This is a genomic window from Roseomonas gilardii (assembly GCF_001941945.1).
Taxonomy (GTDB): Bacteria; Pseudomonadota; Alphaproteobacteria; order Acetobacterales; family Acetobacteraceae; genus Roseomonas.
Genome location: NZ_CP015583.1, coordinates 1,411,587 through 1,431,381, shown reverse-complemented (window position 1 = coordinate 1,431,381; position 19,795 = coordinate 1,411,587). Strand labels below are relative to the sequence as shown.

Below are 19,795 nucleotides of genomic sequence, written 5' to 3'. Positions count from 1 at the left end.
GGGGGTCAGCCGACGTGCTTCTCGCGGGCCTTTTCCGGCACCTTGGCGGCCGTCTTCTCCGCCTCCCTGTCCGGCTTCCCCTTCTCGCCCTCGGCCTTCCCCACCGCCTTCGCGCCCGTGTCTCCGGACGGCTTGGCGGCGGCTTTCGGCGCCACGGCCTCGGGGCCCGGCAGTTCCACGGTGATGGCCAGGGCCGAAAGATCGGAGCCCCGCTCCAGATCGACCTTCACCTTCTCCGGGTTGATCGCGACATGCCGGGCCACCAGCTCCACGATCTCCTGCTGCAGCTTGGGCAAGAAATCCTCGCCGTTCCGGCTGATCCGCTCATGGCTCAGGATGATCTGCAGCCGGTCCTTGGCGGCGGCCGCGGTCTGGGGCTCCGGCTTGCGGTTGCGGAAGAAGGCGAGCCAACTCATGCGGCCCTCCCGCCGAACAGGCGCGACAGCAGGCCCTTCTTCTCCACGCCCAGGAAGCGCATCGGCCGCTCCTCGCCGAGGAAACGGGCCACCGCGTCCTTGTAGGCCTGGCCGGCGCTGCTCTCGGCATCCAGGATCACCGGGTTGCCGGTGTTGGAGGCCTTGAGCACGCTCTCGCTCTCGGGGATCACGCCCAGCAGGGGGATCCGCAGGATCTCCTGGATGTCGTCGAGCTTCAGCATTTCCCCCTTCTCCACCCGCGCCGGATCGTAGCGGGTGACGAGCAGGTGCTCCCGCACCGGGTCCTTGTTCTCCTCGGCGCGGCGGGACTTGCTCTGCAGCACGCCCAGGATGCGGTCGCTGTCGCGGACGGAGGAGACCTCGGGGTTCGTCACCACGATCGCCTGGTCGGCGAAGTAGAGCGCCAGCAGCGCGCCCTTCTCGATGCCCGCCGGGCTGTCGCAGAGGATGTAGTCGAAATCCTTGCCCAGATCGTCGATGACCTTGCCCACGCCCTCCTTGGTCAGCGCCTCCTTGTCGCGCGTCTGGGAGGCGGGGAGGATGCTCAGCGTGTCCACCCGCTTGTCGCGGATCAGCGCCTGGTTCAGCCGCGCCTCGCCGGAGATGACGTTCACCAGGTCGAAGACGACGCGCCGCTCGACACCCATGATCAGGTCCAGGTTCCGCAGGCCGACGTCGAAGTCGATCACCGCCACCTTCTTGCCCGTCTGTGCCAGTCCGGTCGCAATGGCGGCGGAGGACGTGGTCTTGCCCACGCCGCCCTTGCCCGAAGTCACCACGATCACCTGCGCCATCGCGCCCAGTCCCCCTTGTCGAAACCCGTCTTACAGCACCACCGGCCCCGGCGAGTCAGCCCCATCCCGGCCCGCCGGCCCCTCATGGATCACGCCCCTGGCCGGGCCGCGCCTCAGCCCAGCCGGTCGAAGCGCATGCTCTCGCCCATCAGCCGCGCCTGCACCGCCTTGCCGATCGGCGCATCGCCCAACCCGTCGCGCACCGCATAGTAGCCCGCGATGGACACCAGTTCGGGGTCGAATTGCAAGGCGAAGACCCGCGCCTCGGTATCCTCCGCCCCGCCGGCCACGGCCCGGCCCTTCAGCGCGCCCCAGACATGGACATTGCCGTCCGCGATCACCTCGCCGCCAGGATTGACCGTGCCGTTGATCACCAGATCGCAGCCCTGGGCCCAGACCCGCTGCCCGGCGCGCACGGAACCGTCCACGATCATGGTGCGCCGGGCGGGCGGCGCCTCGGGCGGGGCCACCGGCTCGGGCGCCGGCGGGGCCTGGGTGAAGGCCGGGATCTCCTCCTTCCCCTCCCCCACGCTGCGCAGCGGCGGCAGCCCGGCGGAAAGGGCGGCCGAACGCAGGGCGGGCGAGCCGCCGGTGGTGCCGATGGGCTGGATCGCCGCGGCGCGCAGCTCCCGGATCAACGTCTCGAAATCGACCTGCGCCCCGTCCTCCAGATCGTCCAGCCCGATGGCGATCGGCGCGTTGCGCAGGAAGCCCGGGGCACGGCGGAACTGGTCGGCGATGGCGGGCACCACCGCCTCCACCCGCGCATCCAGCAGGCGCAGCACCAGCAGGCTGAAATTGGCGGCTCTCAGCCGGAAAAGGTCTGCGGCCCCACCGGGACGGAGATTGGCAACCTGTGCGGACATCCGGACGCTGTCTCCCGGGGTGAAACTCTCGGGACAAGACTACACGTCCAAGGGGGGGTGGCGTAAGCCGCCTCTCGGCACAAGCGAAAGGACCGGATGGGGGCTGTGCCCCGGATGCCTCTCCCCCGCTCCGGAGCGGACGGCCCGGATGCTCCTGCCGGGAGGGCGCCAGGAGTTCCTCTCGCCTGAAGATGGCTGGCTGGGACGGCGGGATGTGCCGGCGCTCCTCCGCCGCCCTGGCGGACGCGTCGGTCCAGCGGCTGGAATCGACCTCACGCCGCCCCTCGCTCATTCCGCCAGGAAGCGCCGTGCCCCCTCGGCCATGACGCGCAGGCCCATGGCGAGGTCCTCGGGCTTCGTATCCTCACTCCAGTGGTGGCTGATGCCGCCGATCGAGGGCACGAAGAGCATCGCCGTCGGCACGTGCGGCGCCATGTACTGGGCATCGTGCCCGGCGCCGGAGGGCATGCGCTGCCAGCCGCCCGGGGTCAGCGCCTCGGCCGCGCCGGACAGGACCTCCTGCCAGGTCGGATCGCAGGGCGCGGGCTTCGACTGGCTCACCACCTCCAGCGTGGCGGTGCAGCGCTCGCGCCGGTTGCTTTCCTGCACGCCCCGGCGCAGCACCCCGTCCAGCCGCTCCAGCACCTCCACGGAAATGTCGCGGAACTGGAACAGCACCTCCGCCTTGCCGGGGATGATCGAGGCCGCCCCCGGGTCCAGCGTGATGCGGCCGCAGGTCCAGACCGTGCGCTCGCCGCAATGGCGGGGGAATTCCCCGTCCAGCCAGGCGAGCAGGCGCACCGCCGCCAGCCCGGCATCTCGGCGCTCCGCCATGGTGGTGCCGCCGGCATGGTCCTGCATACCCTCGAAGGTGATGCGGTACTGCCAGATCGCCACGATGCCGGTGACCACGCCGATCTGCTGCCCGGCGCTCTCCAGCGTGGTGCCCTGCTCGATATGCATCTCCAGGAAGCCCTTGTAGCGGCCTTCCTCCAGCCGCAGCCGGGGCTTGCCGGCGAGGCCCGCCTCCTGCAGCGCCTGCCGCAGCGGCTTGCCGTGGTAGCGGTTGGCGAGGCGGTCGATCTCCGCCTCCTCCAGCAGCCCGGTGAAGGAGCGCGAGCCGATGAAGGAGCCGTAGTGCCCCTCCTCGTCGGCGAAGGCGATCACGTCCACCGGCAGGCCGGCGCGGGCGAGGTTCAGCGCCGAGACCACGCCCAGCGCGCCGTCCAGCCAGCCGGCCTCGTTCTGGCTCTCGATATGCGATCCCGCCAGCAGCTTCGGCCCCGGCCCGGGATGCCGGCCCAGCACGTTGCCGATGCCGTCGATCTCAGGGACCAGCCCCACCTCCTCCATCCGCGCCATCAGCCAGCGGCGGGATTCCATGTCCTGCTCGCTGAAGGTCGGGCGGTGCACGCCGGTTCGGAAGGCACCGATCTTCCGCAGGTCGTTCAGGTCCGCCAGGAAGCGGTCGGTGTCGGGCTGGATGTTGCTTTGGCTCATGGCGGCGGAGCTTGAACGAGCGGAACCGGGTGCAGCAAGCCGCGCCATGGCGAAAAATTTCGCCAGTTCCGCCGGTTCCGCACGGCGATTGCCGAACCGATGGGCGATCGGCGCGTTGAGCAGGCGCGGAAACAGGGATGCCGTCGGAGGACAGGATGGCGGGGATGCGGGCCGGCACGGCCGGATCGGGCGAGAGGGGCGCCGCTGTCACGGCGGGCCGGCGCCGCGTCCGGGAGGAGGCGCCAGTCCCGCTTCGGTTCCATGGGTTCTGTTTCCGGGGGGTTGCGCCCGCCGCATTGGTGAGCTTCCCCACAGGCATCTTGTCCGGCGGCCACGCCCATAAAATCTATGATGGAGTTATGGCGCGGGAGCACCCCGGCCTCCCGCCTCCGTTCCGCAATCCGGACGGCAGGCGAGCGGCGCCGCGATCCGGGCGGTGGACACCAGGGGGGAACACCCCGTCCCCGGCGGAAAGGGAGGGCTGCGGCAAAAGGCTTGCCGCATCCGCCCTTGTTCCCGAACATCATGTCGCTCGGCCCCCGGCCGTGGCAGGAAAGGAAGGATGATGATCGCGATTTCCCTTGCCCTGGCTGCCATCGCCGCCGCCGTTGCCGCCGCCGCGCACGCGGCCGGCCAGCCTGCCCCGGTCCCGGTCCCGGTGCGCGTCCGGAACAGCCGCCCTCGCCGCTGAAAAGGGCCGGCTCGGCCGGGAAGCGCCCGCCCGGCGGCACGTATACGGGTTCCCTGCTCCCCACCCCCTGCCCGGGCGTGTCCCGGAGGCCATGCCGGCCGCGCCGATCCTGCAACCATCGCGAGAGTGATCGCTCCTCGGTGGCCTTTCCCCTGCCCCCGGGTCTAAAGTGCCCGTCCTGGCGGACCGGCCGGGCGCGGGGCGATACTGGATTTTCGAGGGGATAGGGCGATGTCGGGTGTGTCGCGCCGGAGCGTTCTGGATGACCGTGCGGACCGCCCGCTGATGGCCCGGCTGGAGGCCATCCTGGGCCGGACCCTGCGCATCCTTGTCTGCGGCGTGGCGACCTTCGCCCTGACCTTCATCGAGCAGGTGGCCGAGATCCTGGCGCCCCTGCTCCTGCTCGCGGGCATCGCCTGGTGGGTGCTGGTGAACCTCACCGCCAACCTGCAGCTCGACCCGATGCTGCAGAACGTGGTGACGCAACTGCCCCGTTCCCTCTATCTCGGCGGCCACTATCTCACGCCGGAAGGGCTGATCCGCAACGGCGTGCTGCTGGTCGCCGTGGTCGCCGCCTGCCGCACCCTGAACGGCATCATCGCCAAGGAAACCTGATCCGCCCCCCTCCGACGGGGCGGCGAGACTGGACAGGCGTGCCCACCCGGTCTAGGGGCCGCCGCCTGCCAGCGAGTCCGTAGCGTGTCCCATTCCCTTCCGCCCCTCCGGACGGTGGATTTCGACTTCACCCTCCCCGAAGCCTCCATCGCCCAATCCCCCGCCCAGCCGCGCGACAGCGCGCGCCTGCTGGACGTGCGCCCGGACGGCCTCGCCGACCGCCATGTCTCCGACCTGCCTGGGCTGCTGGAGCCGGGCGACCTGCTGGTGGTCAATGACACCCGCGTCATTCCGGCCCGCCTGCATGCCCGGCGCGGCGAGGCCGCGATCGAGTTGCTGCTGAACCGCGCCGAGGGCGGCGGCGTCTGGCATGCCCTGGCCCGCAACGCCCGCCGCCTGCGCCCCGGCGACGTGCTGGCCATCGGCGGCGCCCCGGAGCTCGCCCCCCGCGTGGTGGAGCGGCAGGAGGGCGGGGCTGTGCTGGTGGATTTCGGCCCCGACGAGGCCGCTCTGCTCGCCGCGCTGGAACGTGCCGGCGAGGTGCCGCTGCCGCCCTATATCCAGCGCCCCGGCGGCCCGGTGGCGGCGGATCGCGCGGACTACCAGACCGTCTTCGCCGACCGTCCCGGCGCCGTCGCCGCGCCCACCGCCTCGCTGCACTTCACCCCGCGGCTGCTGGAGGCGCTGGAGGCGCGCGGCATCGGGCGGGCCACGGTGACGCTGCATGTCGGCGCCGGCACCTTCCTGCCCGTGCGCGGCGACGACCCGCGCGAACACCGGCTGCATGCCGAATGGGGCGAGATCACGCCGGAGGCCGCCGCGCGCATCAACGCCGCCCGCCGCGTCGTCGCGGTCGGCACCACGGCGCTGCGCCTGCTGGAAAGCGCCGCGCGGGAGGACGGCACGATCGCCCCCTTCCGAGGCCTCACCGAGCTCTTCCTGCTGCCCGGCCACCGCTTCCGCTCGGCGCCGCTGCTGCTGACCAACTTCCACCTGCCGAAGAGCACGCTGTTCATGCTGGCCTGCGCCTATGCGGGCACGGCGCGCGTGCGTGCGGCCTATGACCACGCCATCGCATCCGGCTATCGCTTCTATTCCTATGGCGATGCCTCGCTGCTGCGGCGGGAGGATTCCGCCCCGTGACCCTGTCCTTCACGCTCTCGACCACCGATGGCGGCGCCCGCGCGGGCATGCTGCACACCGCGCATGGCGAGGTGCCGACGCCGGTCTTCATGCCCGTGGGCACCGCCGGCACGGTGAAGGCGATGACCGCCGATGCGGTGCGCGCCACCGGCGCCCGCATGATCCTGGGCAACACCTATCACCTGATGCTGCGCCCCGGCGCCGAGCGCGTCGGCCGCCTCGGCGGGCTGCACCGGATGGTGGACTGGTCCGGCCCGATCCTGACGGATTCCGGCGGCTTCCAGGTCATGTCGCTGAGCAAGCTGCGGAAGATGGATGCCGATGGCGTCACCTTCCACTCGCATATCGACGGCTCGAAGCACCGGCTGACGCCCGAGCGTTCCATCGAGATCCAGAACCTGCTGGATGCCGACGTCACCATGTGCCTGGACGAATGCACCCCCTTCCCCGCCACGGAGGAGGAGGCCGCGCGCTCCATGCGCCAGTCCATGCTCTGGGCCGCCCGCTGCCGCGAGGCCTTCGTGCCGCGCCCCGGCTACGGCCTCTTCGGCATCGTGCAGGGCAGCACCTATGCCGGGCTGCGCGCCGAGAGCGTGCGGGCGCTGACGGGGATCGGCTTCGAGGGCTATGCGGTCGGCGGCCTCGCGGTCGGCGAGGGGCAGGAGATGATGTTCTCCACCCTCGACGTCACCACGCCGCTGCTGCCCCGGGACAAGCCGCGCTACCTGATGGGCGTCGGCACGCCCTCCGACATCATCGGCGCCGTCCGGCGCGGCATCGACATGTTCGACTGCGTGATCCCGACGCGCTCCGGCCGCACCGCGCGGGCCTATACCTCGCGCGGCGTGATGAACCTGCGGAACGCGAAATTCGCCGAGGATACGCGCCCGCTCGACCCGGAATGCGACTGCCCGGCCTGCACGCGGCACAGCCGCGCCTATCTGAACCATCTCTTCAAGGCCGAGGAGATGCTCGGCCCGATGCTGCTGACCTGGCACAACATCCGCTACTACCAGGTGCTGATGGCGCGCCTGCGCGGGGCCATCCTGGCGGGCCGCTTCGAGGACGAGGCCGCGCGCATCGAGGCCGGCTGGGCCGAGGGTGCCGCGGAGACCGCCGCCGCCCCCACGGGCCAGGCGTCACGCCCCTCCGCCGGCCGCGCTTCGGCCGTCCCCCAGGCGGACCCTGGGGCCGACCCTGGGGCCGATCCGGCGGGCGACGTGCCCATATCCGGCGTGAACGAGGAATCCCGGGGCGAGACCAGCCCCGCAAAGAGTGCAGCCCCATGAGCGACAACGACACGTCTTCCGGCACCACCGGCCGCCCCACCCCCGGCCATGAGAGCGCGGCGGACCTGCCGCCGGGCAGTCCGCTGGCGGGGCTGACCATGCTCGGCCAGCACACCGCCCAGCCCGCCTCGCCGGAGGAGGCGCGGCTGGAGCGCGTGCCGAACCCGCATCCGGACAAGCGCTACTGCGTCCGCTTCACCGCGCCGGAATTCACCTCGCTCTGCCCCATCACGGGGCAGCCGGATTTCGCGCATCTGGTGATCGACTACGTGCCCGATGGCTGGCTGGTGGAAAGCAAGTCGCTCAAGCTCTACCTGACCTCCTTCCGCAACCACGGCGCCTTCCACGAGGCCTGCACGGTGGAGATCGGCGACCGGCTGGTGCGGGAGCTGAAGCCGCACTGGCTGCGCATCGGCGGCTACTGGTATCCGCGCGGCGGCATCCCGATCGACGTGTTCTGGCAGACCGGCGCCGCGCCGGAGGGGGTCTGGATTCCGCCGCAGGACGTGCCGGGCTATCGCGGCCGCGGCTGAACGGGGCGGCTCCACGGCCGGGGGCCAGCGCCAGGGCCGGCCATAGGGCCGGCCGCCAGCCGCATCAGTCGATCTGGTTCAGGTCCTCGGCCAGCACCACCATCTGGATGGCGTAGGAGACCTCGCCATCCTCGGCATCGCGGTGGATGGTGCCGATGAACTCGTCGCCGATACGCAGCTCCACGCTGCCGCCGCGCCGCTTGGGCGCGGCCACCACGATCTGCTGGTTGTTGAACTGCTTGCGCAGATGGGCCTGGACCTGGGCGATCTCGGCAGGGGTCATGAAACAATCACCGTGACTTGAAGAAAAGACGTCTGGACCGGGGGCAGATAGTCCCTTCGGCCCGCACATGGAATGCCCAAACGGGCAATGGATTCCGTCCGGGACCGTTTTGTTTCGCGTGTGTCCCCTTGCCGAGCCTCTCTTTCTCGCCGCCCAGCTCCCCTGGCCGGTGGCCGCCATGCGGCCCGCGCGGCTTGTGCGCCCGCGCCGCCGCGTCCAGGCTCCCGGGCAGGAACAGAGCCCAAGAACCCGCACCAAGGGAGCGAGAACCTGCCATGCTGATCGCCCGCGACCGCCTGCAATCCCTCACCGCCAGCATCTTCCAGGCCGCCGGCAGCACGCCGGAGGAAGCCGCGACCGTCGCCGGCGACCTGGTCGAGGCCAATCTCAAGGGCCATGACAGCCATGGCGTCGGGCTGATCCCGGACTATCTCCAGGACTGCCGGGACGGACATCTGGTGCCCAACACCCCGCCCCGCTTCCTGCGCGACGACGGCCCCTTCGCGGTGGTGGATGCACGCGACGCCTTCGGCCAGGTGATCGGGCGGGAGGTGATGCGCTGGGCCATCGACCGCGTGCGCACCACCGGCATCGCCGTGGCGGCGGTCCGCGACTCCCACCACCTCGCCCGCATCGGCGCCTTCGGCGAGATGGCCGCCGCCGCCGGGCTGATCTCGATCCACTTCGCCAATGTGCGGCTCGGCCCCAGCTATTTCGTCGCGCCCCACAACGGCAGCGACGGGCGGCTGCAGACCAACCCCTTCTGCATCGCCGTGCCCTGCGGCGAAGGCCAGCCGCCCCTGGTGCTCGACTTCGCCACCAGCGCCATCGCCATGGGCAAGGTCCGCGTCGCCCGCAACGCCGGCAAGACGCTGCCCGCCCCGGTGCTGCTGGATGCCCAGGGCCGGCCGACCGACGACCCCAACGCCCTCTACGGCACGCAGGACAAGGGTGCCGGCAATGCGGATGGCCAGGGCGCCCATGGCTGCCTGCTGCCCTTCGGCGGACACAAGGGCTTCGGCCTGTCCCTGATGTGCGAGGTGCTGGCCGGCGGCCTGAGCGGCGGCGGCCCCAACACCGGCGACGACAGCCCCCGGCGCGGCATCGTCAACAACATGCTCAGCTTCGTCTTCGACCCCGCCCGCCTGGGTGACGTGGCGGCGTTCCAGCGCGAGGTCGCCGCCTGCATCGCGCATGTGAAGGCCTCCCCGCCGCAGCCGGGCGAGGAGGTTCTGGTGGCCGGCGAACCGGAGCGCCGGACCATGGCGCAGCGCCTCGCCGAGGGCATCCCCATCGACGAGACGAGCTGGGCGGGCATCGTGGCCGCCGCCGCCACGGTGGGCGTGCGCGCCGAAGGCTGAGGAGTCCGGGGCGGCCGGATCCCTCCCCTATCGCCCACCGAGATAGGCGATCAGATCCGCCCGCTCCCGGGCATCCTTCAGGCCGGGGAACACCATCCGGTTCCCCGGCGCGAAGCCCTGCGGGTCGCGCAGCCACGCGTCCATCCGCGCGGGGGTCCACACCCCGCCCACCTGCCGCAGCGCCTGGGTATAGCCGTAGCGCGGCCGGTTGCCCGCCACGGGCGCCCCCATCACCCCATGCAGGTTCGGCCCGTTCAGGTCCGCCCCGCCCGCGCCGATGGTGTGGCAGGCGGCACAGCGGCCGAAGAGGCGCGCCCCCGCCGCCGGGTCGGCCCCGGCCAGCAGCGCCTCCAACGGCTGGCCAGGGGCGTCGCCAAGCCGGGCAGGCGGTGGCGCCTCCCCCGGATCGCCGGGAGTCAGCAGCGCCATCGCGCCCGCGCCGAGTAGGGCGGCGGCCAGCCAGAGCAGCAGCAGGACGCGCGAGCGTGTCATGCCGGCGTCGCTCCCATCCCGGCCATGGCCTCGGTCCCCGTTCTCAGGGGCCGACGAGCTGGCCACCATCCACCACGATGCACTGGCCGGTGACCCAGCTCGCGCGCGGCGAGGCCAGGAAGGCGACTACCTCGGCCACCTCCTCCGGCCTGCCCAGCCGCCCGAAGGGGATCGTGGCCAGGGTGTCGGCATAGAGCTTCTCCCCCGCCAGCCGGCGCTGCTCCCAGCTTCCGCCCGGGAACTCGATGGAGCCCGGCGCCACGCAGTTGGCCCGGATGCCCCGCCGTGCCAGCATCTTCCCCTGGCTGCCGGTGTAGTGGATCACCGCCGCCTTCACCGCCCCATAGGGCGCCGAGCGCGCCGAGGCCCGCATCGCCGAGATCGAGGCGATGTTGACGATGCTGCCGCCGCCCCCCTCCCGGGGCGAGGCCTCCAGGAAGGGCAGTGCCGCGTGGCTGGCCCGCACCACCGCCATCACGTCGACATTCAGCGAGGCCGCCCAGCCCGCCTCGTCATCCGACATGCCGAAGCCCGAGGCGTTGTTCACCAGCACGTCGATCCCCCCCAGCGCCGCCGCCGCCTCGGGGATGAAGCGGGCGATGTCGGCCTCCCGCGACAGGTCCGCCACCCCGGCATGGGCCAGGCCCCCGAGCGCCGCGATCTCCCGCCGCGTGTCCTCCAGCGTCCCGGCGCCGCGCGCGCAGATCGACACCGCCGCCCCGCGCGCCGCGAAGAGCAGCGCCGTGGAACGCCCGATGCCCCGGCTGCCGCCCATCACCACCACGCGCCGCCCCGCGAATTCCTGTTCCATCGCCCCGGACTCCCTTTCAGTCACCACCACCCGGCATGACTCCCCCGCCAGGCCGCGTCCATCCTTGCAGCGCGGTGCCAGGGGCGACAGATAGGGCCGGAACCATGTCCGCCACCCTCGCCACATCCCGCCCCGGCACGGCCCCCGCCTGCCCGCCGGACGCCGCCCGCGACGCCATCCGGGACGAGGCCCTGCGGCTGGGCTTCGACGCGGTGGGCTTCGCCCGCGCGCACCTCGGGCCCGAGGTGCGCGAGCGCCTCGCCGCCTTCCTGGGGGCCGGGATGCATGGGGAGATGGGCTGGATGGCCGAACGCGCCGAGCAGCGCAGCCATCCTCGGGCTCTCTGGCCCGAAGCCGTCTCGGTGATCAGCCTCGGCATGAACTACGGGCCGGAGGACGACCCGCTCGCCAGCCTGTCCCGCCCCGATCGCGGCACGATCAGCGTCTATGCCCGCCACCGCGACTACCACGACGTGGTGAAGAAGCGGCTGAAGGCCCTGGCCCGCTGGATGATGGCCCGCTTCGCCGGCGGCGAGGCCGCCATGGAGCTGAAGGTCTTCGTGGACACCGCCCCGGTGGCGGAGAAGCCCCTCGCCCAGCAGGCCGGGATCGGCTGGCAGGGCAAGCACAGCAACCTCGTGTCCCGCCAGCACGGCTCCTGGCTCTTCCTGGGCGAGGTGTACACCACGCTCGACCTCGCGCCCGATGCGGCGGAGACGGACCATTGCGGCCAGTGCCGCCGCTGCCTCGACGCCTGCCCGACCGGTGCCTTCCTCGGCCCCTACCGGCTCGATGCCCGCCGCTGCGTCTCCTACCTCACCATCGAGCACAAGGGACCGGTTCCCGAGGCGCTGCGCCCGCGCCTCGGCAACCGCATCTATGGCTGCGACGACTGCCTCGCCGCCTGCCCCTGGAACAAGTTCGCCCACACCGCCACCGAGCCGGCCCTGATCGGGCGGGAAGACCTCGCCGCCCCGCGCTTGGCGGAACTGGCCGCACTGGACGACGCCACCTTCCGCGCCCACTTCTCGGGCTCCCCCATCAAGCGCATCGGCCGCGACCGCTTCGTCCGCAACGTGCTCTACGCCATCGGCAATTCGGCCGATCCCGCGCTGCTGCCCGAAGCACGCCGCCTCGCCGGAGATCCCGACCCCGTGGTGGCGGAGGCCGCCGCCTGGGCCGTGTCCCGCCTGGAGAACATCACCCCATGACCGACAATCTTTCCGGGGACGGCGCCCTGGTCCTGTTCAGCGGCGGCCAGGACAGCGCCACCTGCCTCGCCTGGGCGCTGGACCGCTTCGCCCATGTGGAAACGCTGGGCTTCGACTACGGCCAGCGCCACCGGGTGGAGCTGGAATGCCGCGACACCTTCCGCCGCCTCCTCGCGGAACGCTTTCCGCACTGGGCGGCGAAGCTCGGCCCCGACCACACGCTGCCGCTGGAGGCGCTGTCACAGGTCTCCGACACCGCCATGACGGCGGAGATCGCGATCCGGATGCGCGAGGACGGGCTGCCCAACACCTTCGTCCCCGGCCGCAACCTCCTCTTCGTCACCTTCGCCGCCGCCCTCGCCTATCGCCGGGGGCTGCGCCACCTCGTCGGCGGCATGTGCGAGACGGATTATTCCGGCTACCCCGATTGCCGCGACGACACGCTCAAGGCGCTGCAGGTCGCCATCAACCTCGGCATGGAACGCCGCTTCGTCCTCCACACCCCGCTGATGTGGCGCGACAAGCCCGCCACGTGGCGCCTCGCCCGCGACCTGGGCGGGCAGGAACTCGTGGAGATGATCCTGGAGGACAGCCACACCTGCTATCTGGGCGATCGCACGCACCGCCATCCCTGGGGCTATGGCTGCGGCACCTGTCCCGCCTGTGAGCTGCGGGCGCGGGGCTGGGCGGGCTTCGTCGCGCAGCCGGTGGACTGACGCGGCACCCGCCCTGGGCGGACCCTGGCCACCGGTTCGCGCATCCGGAGGCCATGCCGTCTCCGGGGGACAGGACTGCGACAGGGTATTTGCAAGCAATTCTCACTTGCTAAACAGAACGCCAGGAGCGAAAGACAGCCCGACATTGCTGCGGTGCCATCATCCTTCCCCGGCCGGGCTTCCCCGGCATCGGGGCGGTGGCGCCGCACCCTTGTGCGTCGTCTTTCACCGGAGATCCGCATGCCGCAGCCCCAAACCCGGAACAGCCTCCTCCGGTCCGGCCGCGCCACCGCGAAAAGCCTCTCCGCCTTTCCTGCTGCGCCGCGGCGCGGAAGCGGCGTGAGGGCGGTTGCGTCCCGCCTTCTCACCGCCGTCCTCTCCCTGACCGCCGCGACCGCCCTGGCCCTGCCGGCCGCGGCGCAGCAGGATGCCGCCAAGCCCATCACCCTGGAGCTGAACCGGCTGGAACCGAAGCCGGACCTGCAGCCCCCCGGCTGCCGCGCCTGGTTGCTGATGCGCAACCCCGGCGACACCGCGATCGACCCGCTGCGGCTGGACCTGATCCTCTTCGGCAAGGACGGGGTGATCGCCCGCCGCCTGGCGCTGGATGTCGGCCCCCTGCCCGCCAGCAAGACGCTGGCCCGGATCTTCGACCTGTCCGGCCTGCCCTGCGAGGGCATCACCGGCGTGCTGCTGAACGACCTCCTTGCCTGCGGACCGGAGCCGGAAGGGCGCAGCGCCTGCCTGCCACGGATCGCGACCTCGTCGCGCGTGCAGGGCGTGAGCTTCGACAAGTGACGCAGACGGCCGATCCGAGCGCAGCGCCGCTCGCCAAGGCCCTGGCCAACGCAACCCCGAGCCCGAGGGTCTGACCCCCATGAATCCGGACGCCGCCCTTCCCGCCACCGCCCTCCCCGCCGTGCCGGTTCCCCCGCCCCACGACCTGACCATGCTGGGCCTGTTCCTGCAGGCCGATATCGTGGTGAAGGTGGTGATGCTGCTGCTGATCCTGGCCTCGATCGCCTGCTGGGCGATCATGGTCGAGAAGACCATCACCCTGGGCCGCCTGCGCCGCCAGGTCCGCAACTTCGCCCGCATCGTGCATGACGGCCTGCCGACCGGCGCTCCGGTGCAGCAGGACGGGCTGGCGGGCGAGACCCTCCAGGCCGGGCTGCGCGAATGGCGCGAAGGGCGCGAGGAGGATGAGAGCCGCGCCGAGTTCCGCGACCGCATGGAACGCTCCATGCGCGGGATGCTGACCAAGGCGCTGCGCCGCGCCGAGCCGGGCCTGCCGATCCTGGCCACCACCGGCTCCGTCGCCCCCTTCGTCGGCCTGTTCGGCACGGTCTGGGGCATCATGAACAGCTTCCAGGGCATCGCCGCCAGCAACGACACCTCGCTGGCCGTCGTGGCGCCGGGCATCGCCGAGGCGCTCTTCGCCACGGCGATCGGCCTCTTCGCCGCCATCCCGGCGGTCATGGCCTATAACCGCTTCAACGTCGCCATCGCCCGCATCCGCCAGGAAGGCGCGGCCGCCGCCGGGGACCTGGCCGCCAACCTGTCGCGCCGCGCCAACACCCGCCTGCGCGCCGCGGCGGAGTAAGGCATTCCACCATGGCCTTTGCCGGACCCGATCTCGGCGGCGACGAGGACGACGCGCGCCCACTCGCCGAGATGAACGTCACGCCCCTGGTGGACGTGATGCTCGTGCTGCTGATCATCTTCATGGTGGCCGCCCCGATGATGGTGGTGGGCGTTCCCGTGAACCTGCCCAAGACCTCCGCCGCCCGCGTCGCCGCGCCCAAGCCGCCCGTGGTGCTGACCGTGAACCACGAGGGCCGCACCTTCATCAAGCAGGACGAGGTGCCGGAGGCCGAGGTCGGCACCCGCATCAAGGAAGCCCAGGGGGACGACCCCGATACCCCCGTCTATGTGCGCGGCGACCGCGACACCCCCTATGGCGTGGTCCTGCGGGTGATGGGCCGCATCACCGCCGCCGGCATCTCCCGCGTCTCGCTGATCGCCGAGGCGGAGCCGGGCACGCCCCCCGTCCAGGCGCGCTGACGCCATGGCAACGCGCGCGCAGGTCCTCGGCTGGGGGACTTCCCTGGTGCTGCATGCGGCGGTGGCCGTGCCGCTGTTCCTGATCCCCGAGCCCCCACCCCCGGCCGCCGAGGTGGAGATGCCGGTCGAGCTGGCGGTGATGGCCCCCGAGGAAACGCCGGACAACCCGGCAGAGGCCACGGAGGCCGCCGCGGCGGCGCCGCCCGCCGAGACCGTCAAGCCCGCCGAACCGCCCCCGCCGGCCGAGGCGGAGCCGCCGCCGCCCGTGCAGGCCGCCGAGCCCCCGCCCGTGCAGACGGCCGAGCCGCCGCCCGTGCAGACGGCCGAGCCGCCGCCCGTGACCGAGCCGGTGAAGCCGGAGCCGGTGCAGGTCGCCGAAGCGCCCCCGCCCGATCCGGAACCCGCGCTGGAGCCCCTGCCCGAGCCGCCGCCGCCGGCACCGCCCCCGCCGCCGCGTCCCACGCCGCCCCGCCCGACGCCGCCGCGCCCCACCCCGCCGAGGCCTGCCCCGCCGCGCCCTGCCGTCACCGAGGCACCGGCGGCCCGCGAGTACGCGCCCCCGGCCGCCACCGCCGCGCCGGCCGCCCCGTCGCGCCCGCGCATGGCCACGGCCGGCCCGCCGCCGAACTGGACCAGCCGGCTCTCGGCCGCGATCAACCGCGCCAAGCGCTATCCGCGCGAGGCCGAGATGCGCGGCATCCAGGGCGTCGTGATCGTGACCTTCGCCATGCGGCGGGACGGGACGCTGATCTCGGCCCGGGTGTCCCGCAGCAGCGGCAGCGAACTCCTCGACGAGGCGGCCGTGGAAACCCTGCAGCGCGCCTCCCTGCCGCCGGTGCCGGAGGAGTTCAGCGACGACACCTTCAGCGCCGCGGTGCCGATCAACTTCAACGTCGCGCGGCGCTGACGCCGGGCCTCATACGAACGGTGGAACAGGCTGACCCATGGGCATGCGAGGCTCCGGCATCGCACTCCGTGGCCAGCCCCCGGGGGAGAGGCCCTGCCTCTCGCCTCGGAGCCCCCTCACCGTCAGGACACTGCGTGCCCTGAACCCGGGAAGCTGGCGCCGCCGATCACCGCCGCCCCACCGACCCGACCAGCGGATGGAAGTACCGGGGCGAAGGCTGCGCCTTTCCCCTGAGGCCACACGTCCTGCCGCATGGATCGGGGCCCCCTCGACGCCCCTTGCTTCCTCACCAGCCGCCCGCTATAGGAATATAATCAAGATACCGCCTCGCTCAATTCTCGCTTCGGCGCCATCCGTCCTTGGAAATGGAGTTCGACCCCCTGCCCGCCTCATGGGTCGAGGTCCTTTATCTGCCTGGGCGAATAAAGGGCTAAAATCCTAAAATGCTAAAATGCTAAAATGCTAAAATGCTAAAGCCCTAAAACGACCCGGTGGCGGGAGGGGCGGAACCTTTCCACCGAGGCTGCGGGTGCATCGCCGGGCACCGCAGCCACCCCTTGTCGAAGCGGGACACCACGCAAAGAAAAACCCCCTGCCATCGCTGGCAGGGGGTTTTTCGTCACAGCCCGGCCGGCCCCCGCCAAGGCGGGAACCGGACCTTCACGCCTGAGAAATCAGGCGCTGGCCTTCATGATCTCTTCGGCCACGTTGCGCGGCACCGGATCGTAGTGGTGGAACTGCATCGAGAAGGACGCGCGCCCCTTGGTCATGCCACGCAGGTTGGAGATATAGCCGAACATCTCCTTCAGCGGGACATGCGCCCGGACGATGACCGAGGTGCCGGCCATGTCCTGCGACTGGATCACGCCACGGCGGCGGTTCAGGTCACCCACCACGTCACCGACATGGTCCTGCGGGGTGGTGACCTCCACGTCCATGATCGGCTCCAGGATCACCGGGCCGGCCTTCTTCATGCCTTCGCGGAAGCAGGCCTTGCCGGCGATCTCGAACGCCAGGGCGGAGGAGTCGACGTCGTGGTACTTGCCGTCCAGCAGGGTGAACTTGAAGTCCACCGTCGGGAAGCCGGCGAGCACGCCGGTGTCGGCCTGGACCTTGATGCCCTTGTCGACCGCCGGGATGTACTCCTTCGGCACCGTGCCGCCGACCACGGCGTTCACGAACTCGATGCCCGTGTTCCGCTCCTTCGGCTCGAACATGATCTTCACCTCGGCGAACTGGCCCGAGCCACCCGACTGCTTCTTATGGGTATAGGTCTCGGTGTGCGCCTTGGTGATCGTCTCGCGGTACGCGACCTGCGGGGCGCCGATATTGGCGTCCACGCCGTATTCGCGGCGGAGGCGGTCGATGATGATCTCCAGGTGCAGCTCGCCCATCCCGGACAGGATGGTCTGGCCGGTCTCCTGGTCGGTCTTCAGCCGCAGGGAAGGATCCTCGCCCGCCAGCTTCTGCAGGCCAAGGGTCATCTTCTCGATGCCTTCCTTGGTCTTCGGCTCGACGGAGATGTCGATCACGGGCACCGGGAAGGCCATGCGCTCCAGCACCACCGGGTCGTCGGCGGAGGCCAGGGTGTCGCCCGTGCCGGTGTCCTTCAGGCCCACGAAGGCCGCGATGTCGCCGGCGAAGACCTCCTTGATCTCCTCGCGCTTGTCGGCATGCATCTGGAACATGCGGCCGACGCGCTCCTTGTTGCCCTTGGTCGTGTTCAGGACCTGGTCACCGGAGCGCAGCACGCCGCGATAGACGCGGACGAAGGTCAGGTTGCCGTACTTGTCGTTGATGATCTTGAACGCCAGGCCGGCGAAAGGCGCGTTCTCGTCCGCGGGGATCACGCGGCGCTCGGCGTCCTCGTCCTCGCCCTCCTCGGGGGCGACCTTGATGCCCTCGATGTCCACCGGGCTCGGCAGGTAGTCCACCACGCCGTCCAGCAGCGGCTGCACGCCCTTGTTCTTGAAGGCGGAGCCGCAGAAGACCGGGCGGAACTCGCCGGCGATCGTGCCCTTCTTGATGCAGGCCTTCAGGGTCGCGACGTCCACGTCGCCCGTCTCGAAGTACTGCTCCATGGCCGCGTCATCCATGCCGAGCACGGCGTCGAGCAGCTTCTGGCGGTACTCGTCCGCCTTCTCCTTGAGGTCGTCGGGGATCGGGGCCTCATGGTACTTGGCGCCCAGCTCGTCGCCTTCCCAGATCAGGGCCTTCATCTCGACCAGGTCGACGACGCCCCTGAGGTTCTCCTCGATGCCGATCGGCAGCTGCAGGGCGACCCAGTTGATGCCCAGCTTCTCGGTCAGCGTGTCCGCGGCGCGGTAGAAGTCGGCGCCCGTGCGGTCCAGCTTGTTGATGAAGATGATGCGCGGGACGTTGTAGCGGTCGGCCAGGCGCCAGTTGGTCTCGGACTGCGGCTGCACGCCGGCCACGCCCTCGATGATGAACACCGCGCCGTCGAGCACGCGCAGCGAGCGGTTCACCTCGATGTTGAAGTCGATGTGGCCCGGGGTGTCGATGACGTTGATGCGGTAGTCGTGCCACACGGCCGTCACGGCGGCGGAGGTGATCGTGATGCCACGCTCCCGCTCCTGCTCCATGTAGTCGGTCGTGGTGTTGCCGTCGTGCACCTCACCGATCTTATGGGACTTGCCGGTGTAGTAGAGGATGCGCTCGGTCGTGGTGGTCTTGCCGGCGTCGATATGCGCCGTGATCCCGATGTTCCGGATCTTGTCGAGCGGGGTACGCGCCACGGTGGGCCTCCAAAAGCTCGCGGCGCCTGCCGCGCGGGTAAGCATTGCGGCGGGACCGGGGCGGCTCCTCGCCGCCTCGCCCGCCAGACTGGTTCTCACTCAAGGGTTCTGGTCCGTCCCGGGGTGCCCCCGGGAGGGTGGACCCGGGGATGAACCCGGGGGATGCCGGACCCCCGCTATCGCGGTGGCACATTTGCGCTGTCGGAACCGGAATTGCAAGCATCCTCGGCCCCTGCGGCGGCACTCCGGCAGTGGAAACGATGCCCGGAGGCCCCTTCGCGCCGGTCAGTCGTCCCGGTGGACGCGCTCCATGCGCTCGTGGCGCTCCTGCGCCTCGATGGACAGGGTGGCGATCGGGCGGGCCTCCAGGCGCTTCAGGCCGATCGGCTCGCCGGTCTCCTCGCAATAGCCATAGGTGCCGTTCTCGATCCGCTCCAGCGCCATGTCGATCTTGCTGATCAGCTTGCGGGCGCGGTCCCGGGTCCGCAACTCCAGGGCGCGATCGGTCTCGACACTGGCCCGGTCGGTCAGGTCGGCCTCGATGATGCCCCCCTGCCCCATGGAACTCAGGGTCTCCCCGGCCTCCCGCAACAGGTCCTGACGCCAGCGCAGCAGCTTCTGCCGGAAATACTGCAGCTGCTGAGGGTTCATGAAAGGCTCGGATTCGGTCGGACGATAATCCGGCGGTAGGGTCACCAGCATCACGTACATCCCTCAGTCTTCGTGAGCCCCGGCGGCATTCCCGGTCCACGAAACCGTGAGCCTCATACAAGGCGCATGGCTGCCAAGCCAAGAGGGCAGTTGAGATGTTTCAGAGACAGGGTGGCTCAAACGCCACGCCCGCGAACCTCCAATCGGGCCAATTCAACCTTCGCGCGCAGGGAAATGGCCTCCAGGGCCTCCGCGAGACGGGAATCGGATGGCGTCTCGCCCTCCGACAACCCGGCCAGCCGCCGCAACCGCTCGGGGTCCGCCCGGCCGCGCAGGAGGTCGGCCTGGAAGCCCGCCAGCTCCTCCAGCATCGCCTCCCCCCGCCGGGCCGCCCGCCGGTCGCATTCCCCGTCGCGCTCCCCGCCCTCCTGGATCGCCAGCAGCCCGGCGGCCAGGACCGGCACGGCGCCGTCCGCCGCCGCGGCATGGGCCTCGCCGCCCTCCGCCAGCCGGAAGCCTCCGCCCCGCCCGGCGGCGCGGCGCGGTCCGCCGAGGGGAAGGCCGGGTCGTGTTTCGCTGACACGCTGGATCATCTGGGCTCCTTTTGCCGCCGGACTGCTGTTCTGGCCGGGACGGCGGCAGCTTCTGCCGCCCTCGCCCCGCTCCATGCCTGGC

22 protein-coding genes are annotated in these 19,795 nt (G+C 71.1%); 12 read left to right on the top strand and 10 right to left on the bottom strand.

Annotated features, from left to right (window positions below; translation table 11 throughout):
• Nucleotides 1–5 precede the first annotated feature (5 nt).
• From minE to RGI145_RS06390, 4 genes are all read right to left on the bottom strand, one after another.
• Entirely contained in the window at nucleotides 6–416 is a 411-nt protein-coding gene (gene minE / locus RGI145_RS06405; protein WP_075797708.1) for a cell division topological specificity factor MinE, read from the bottom strand.
• Nucleotides 413–1,231 (bottom strand): septum site-determining protein MinD, encoded by an 819-nt coding sequence (gene minD, locus RGI145_RS06400; RefSeq protein WP_027279811.1) that lies wholly within the window; start codon nucleotides 1,229–1,231, stop codon nucleotides 413–415. Before minD ends, minE begins: the two co-directional genes overlap by 4 nt.
• Before the next feature lie 113 nt (nucleotides 1,232–1,344).
• Nucleotides 1,345–2,097 (bottom strand): septum site-determining protein MinC, encoded by a 753-nt coding sequence (gene minC / locus RGI145_RS06395; protein WP_075797707.1) that lies wholly within the window; start codon nucleotides 2,095–2,097, stop codon nucleotides 1,345–1,347.
• Nucleotides 2,098–2,385: 288 nt separating this feature from the next.
• A complete protein-coding gene (locus tag RGI145_RS06390; RefSeq protein ID WP_075797706.1) occupies nucleotides 2,386–3,597 on the bottom strand; it encodes a Zn-dependent hydrolase in 1,212 nt (403 codons plus the stop codon).
• A 562-nt stretch (nucleotides 3,598–4,159) separates the two neighbouring features.
• On the opposite strand from RGI145_RS06390, the gene RGI145_RS26010 reads away from it, so the two are divergent.
• The 5 genes from RGI145_RS26010 to queF all read left to right on the top strand — a co-directional run bounded on the left by RGI145_RS26010 (nucleotide 4,160) and on the right by queF (nucleotide 7,868).
• On the top strand, nucleotides 4,160–4,288 hold the full coding sequence (locus RGI145_RS26010) for a hypothetical protein (RefSeq protein ID WP_257787114.1): 129 nt from the start codon (nucleotides 4,160–4,162) through the stop codon (nucleotides 4,286–4,288).
• 231 nt (nucleotides 4,289–4,519) lie between these two features.
• Nucleotides 4,520–4,903: a hypothetical protein gene (locus RGI145_RS06385; protein ID WP_075797705.1), complete on the top strand. Its 384-nt coding sequence runs from the start codon at nucleotides 4,520–4,522 to the stop codon at nucleotides 4,901–4,903.
• 84 nt (nucleotides 4,904–4,987) lie between these two features.
• Entirely contained in the window at nucleotides 4,988–6,046 is a 1,059-nt protein-coding gene (gene queA, locus RGI145_RS06380) for a tRNA preQ1(34) S-adenosylmethionine ribosyltransferase-isomerase QueA (protein WP_075797704.1), read from the top strand.
• A gap of 47 nt (nucleotides 6,047–6,093) precedes the next feature.
• Nucleotides 6,094–7,335: a tRNA guanosine(34) transglycosylase Tgt gene (gene tgt, locus RGI145_RS06375; RefSeq protein ID WP_237183276.1), complete on the top strand. Its 1,242-nt coding sequence runs from the start codon at nucleotides 6,094–6,096 to the stop codon at nucleotides 7,333–7,335.
• A gap of 98 nt (nucleotides 7,336–7,433) precedes the next feature.
• Nucleotides 7,434–7,868: a preQ(1) synthase gene (gene queF / locus RGI145_RS06370; RefSeq protein ID WP_051417676.1), complete on the top strand. Its 435-nt coding sequence runs from the start codon at nucleotides 7,434–7,436 to the stop codon at nucleotides 7,866–7,868.
• A gap of 64 nt (nucleotides 7,869–7,932) precedes the next feature.
• On the opposite strand, the gene RGI145_RS06365 is transcribed toward queF, so the two are convergent.
• Nucleotides 7,933–8,151, bottom strand: coding sequence for a DUF3126 family protein (locus tag RGI145_RS06365; protein WP_019459592.1), 219 nt, complete (start codon nucleotides 8,149–8,151; stop codon nucleotides 7,933–7,935).
• A gap of 275 nt (nucleotides 8,152–8,426) precedes the next feature.
• Between RGI145_RS06365 and RGI145_RS06360 the strand changes: the two genes are divergently transcribed.
• Nucleotides 8,427–9,512, top strand: a complete 1,086-nt coding sequence (locus RGI145_RS06360) for a malate/lactate/ureidoglycolate dehydrogenase (protein ID WP_075797702.1) — start codon at nucleotides 8,427–8,429, stop codon at nucleotides 9,510–9,512.
• Nucleotides 9,513–9,539: 27 nt separating this feature from the next.
• Here RGI145_RS06360 and RGI145_RS06355 read toward each other — a convergent pair whose 3' ends face one another.
• Both RGI145_RS06355 and RGI145_RS06350 read right to left on the bottom strand, forming a co-directional pair.
• A complete protein-coding gene (locus RGI145_RS06355; protein ID WP_075797701.1) occupies nucleotides 9,540–10,004 on the bottom strand; it encodes a c-type cytochrome in 465 nt (154 codons plus the stop codon).
• A gap of 43 nt (nucleotides 10,005–10,047) precedes the next feature.
• Complete coding sequence (locus RGI145_RS06350; RefSeq protein ID WP_075797700.1) at nucleotides 10,048–10,815, bottom strand: SDR family NAD(P)-dependent oxidoreductase; 768 nt, start codon at nucleotides 10,813–10,815, stop codon at nucleotides 10,048–10,050.
• Nucleotides 10,816–10,919: 104 nt separating this feature from the next.
• Here RGI145_RS06350 and queG point away from each other — a divergent pair, with 104 nt between their 5' ends.
• The 6 genes from queG to RGI145_RS06320 all read left to right on the top strand — a co-directional run bounded on the left by queG (nucleotide 10,920) and on the right by RGI145_RS06320 (nucleotide 15,713).
• Nucleotides 10,920–12,026 (top strand): tRNA epoxyqueuosine(34) reductase QueG, encoded by a 1,107-nt coding sequence (gene queG, locus RGI145_RS06345; protein ID WP_237183227.1) that lies wholly within the window; start codon nucleotides 10,920–10,922, stop codon nucleotides 12,024–12,026.
• The gene (queC, locus tag RGI145_RS06340; protein WP_075797699.1) at nucleotides 12,023–12,742 is read left to right on the top strand and encodes a 7-cyano-7-deazaguanine synthase QueC; all 720 of its coding nucleotides are present in this window, start codon (nucleotides 12,023–12,025) and stop codon (nucleotides 12,740–12,742) included. Before queG ends, queC begins: the two co-directional genes overlap by 4 nt.
• 339 nt (nucleotides 12,743–13,081) lie before the next feature.
• On the top strand, nucleotides 13,082–13,540 hold the full coding sequence (locus RGI145_RS06335) for a Tat pathway signal protein (RefSeq protein ID WP_237183226.1): 459 nt from the start codon (nucleotides 13,082–13,084) through the stop codon (nucleotides 13,538–13,540).
• Nucleotides 13,541–13,619: 79 nt separating this feature from the next.
• Entirely contained in the window at nucleotides 13,620–14,345 is a 726-nt protein-coding gene (locus RGI145_RS06330) for a MotA/TolQ/ExbB proton channel family protein (RefSeq protein ID WP_075797697.1), read from the top strand.
• An 11-nt stretch (nucleotides 14,346–14,356) separates the two neighbouring features.
• Nucleotides 14,357–14,806, top strand: a complete 450-nt coding sequence (locus tag RGI145_RS06325) for an ExbD/TolR family protein (protein WP_075797696.1) — start codon at nucleotides 14,357–14,359, stop codon at nucleotides 14,804–14,806.
• Nucleotides 14,807–14,810: 4 nt separating this feature from the next.
• The gene (locus RGI145_RS06320; RefSeq protein WP_075797695.1) at nucleotides 14,811–15,713 is read left to right on the top strand and encodes an energy transducer TonB; all 903 of its coding nucleotides are present in this window, start codon (nucleotides 14,811–14,813) and stop codon (nucleotides 15,711–15,713) included.
• A gap of 674 nt (nucleotides 15,714–16,387) precedes the next feature.
• Here the strand turns inward: RGI145_RS06320 and fusA are convergent.
• From fusA to RGI145_RS25410, 3 genes are all read right to left on the bottom strand, one after another.
• Nucleotides 16,388–18,514 carry an elongation factor G gene (fusA, locus tag RGI145_RS06315; RefSeq protein ID WP_390889853.1) on the bottom strand — a complete coding sequence of 709 codons (2,127 nt, stop codon included), beginning with the start codon at nucleotides 18,512–18,514 and terminating at the stop codon, nucleotides 16,388–16,390.
• 240 nt (nucleotides 18,515–18,754) lie between these two features.
• Nucleotides 18,755–19,171 (bottom strand): RNA polymerase-binding protein DksA, encoded by a 417-nt coding sequence (gene dksA, locus RGI145_RS06310; RefSeq protein WP_037224686.1) that lies wholly within the window; start codon nucleotides 19,169–19,171, stop codon nucleotides 18,755–18,757.
• Nucleotides 19,172–19,296: 125 nt separating this feature from the next.
• Nucleotides 19,297–19,713 (bottom strand): flagellar assembly protein FliX, encoded by a 417-nt coding sequence (locus tag RGI145_RS25410; protein ID WP_075797694.1) that lies wholly within the window; start codon nucleotides 19,711–19,713, stop codon nucleotides 19,297–19,299.
• Nucleotides 19,714–19,795: the final 82 nt, after the last annotated feature.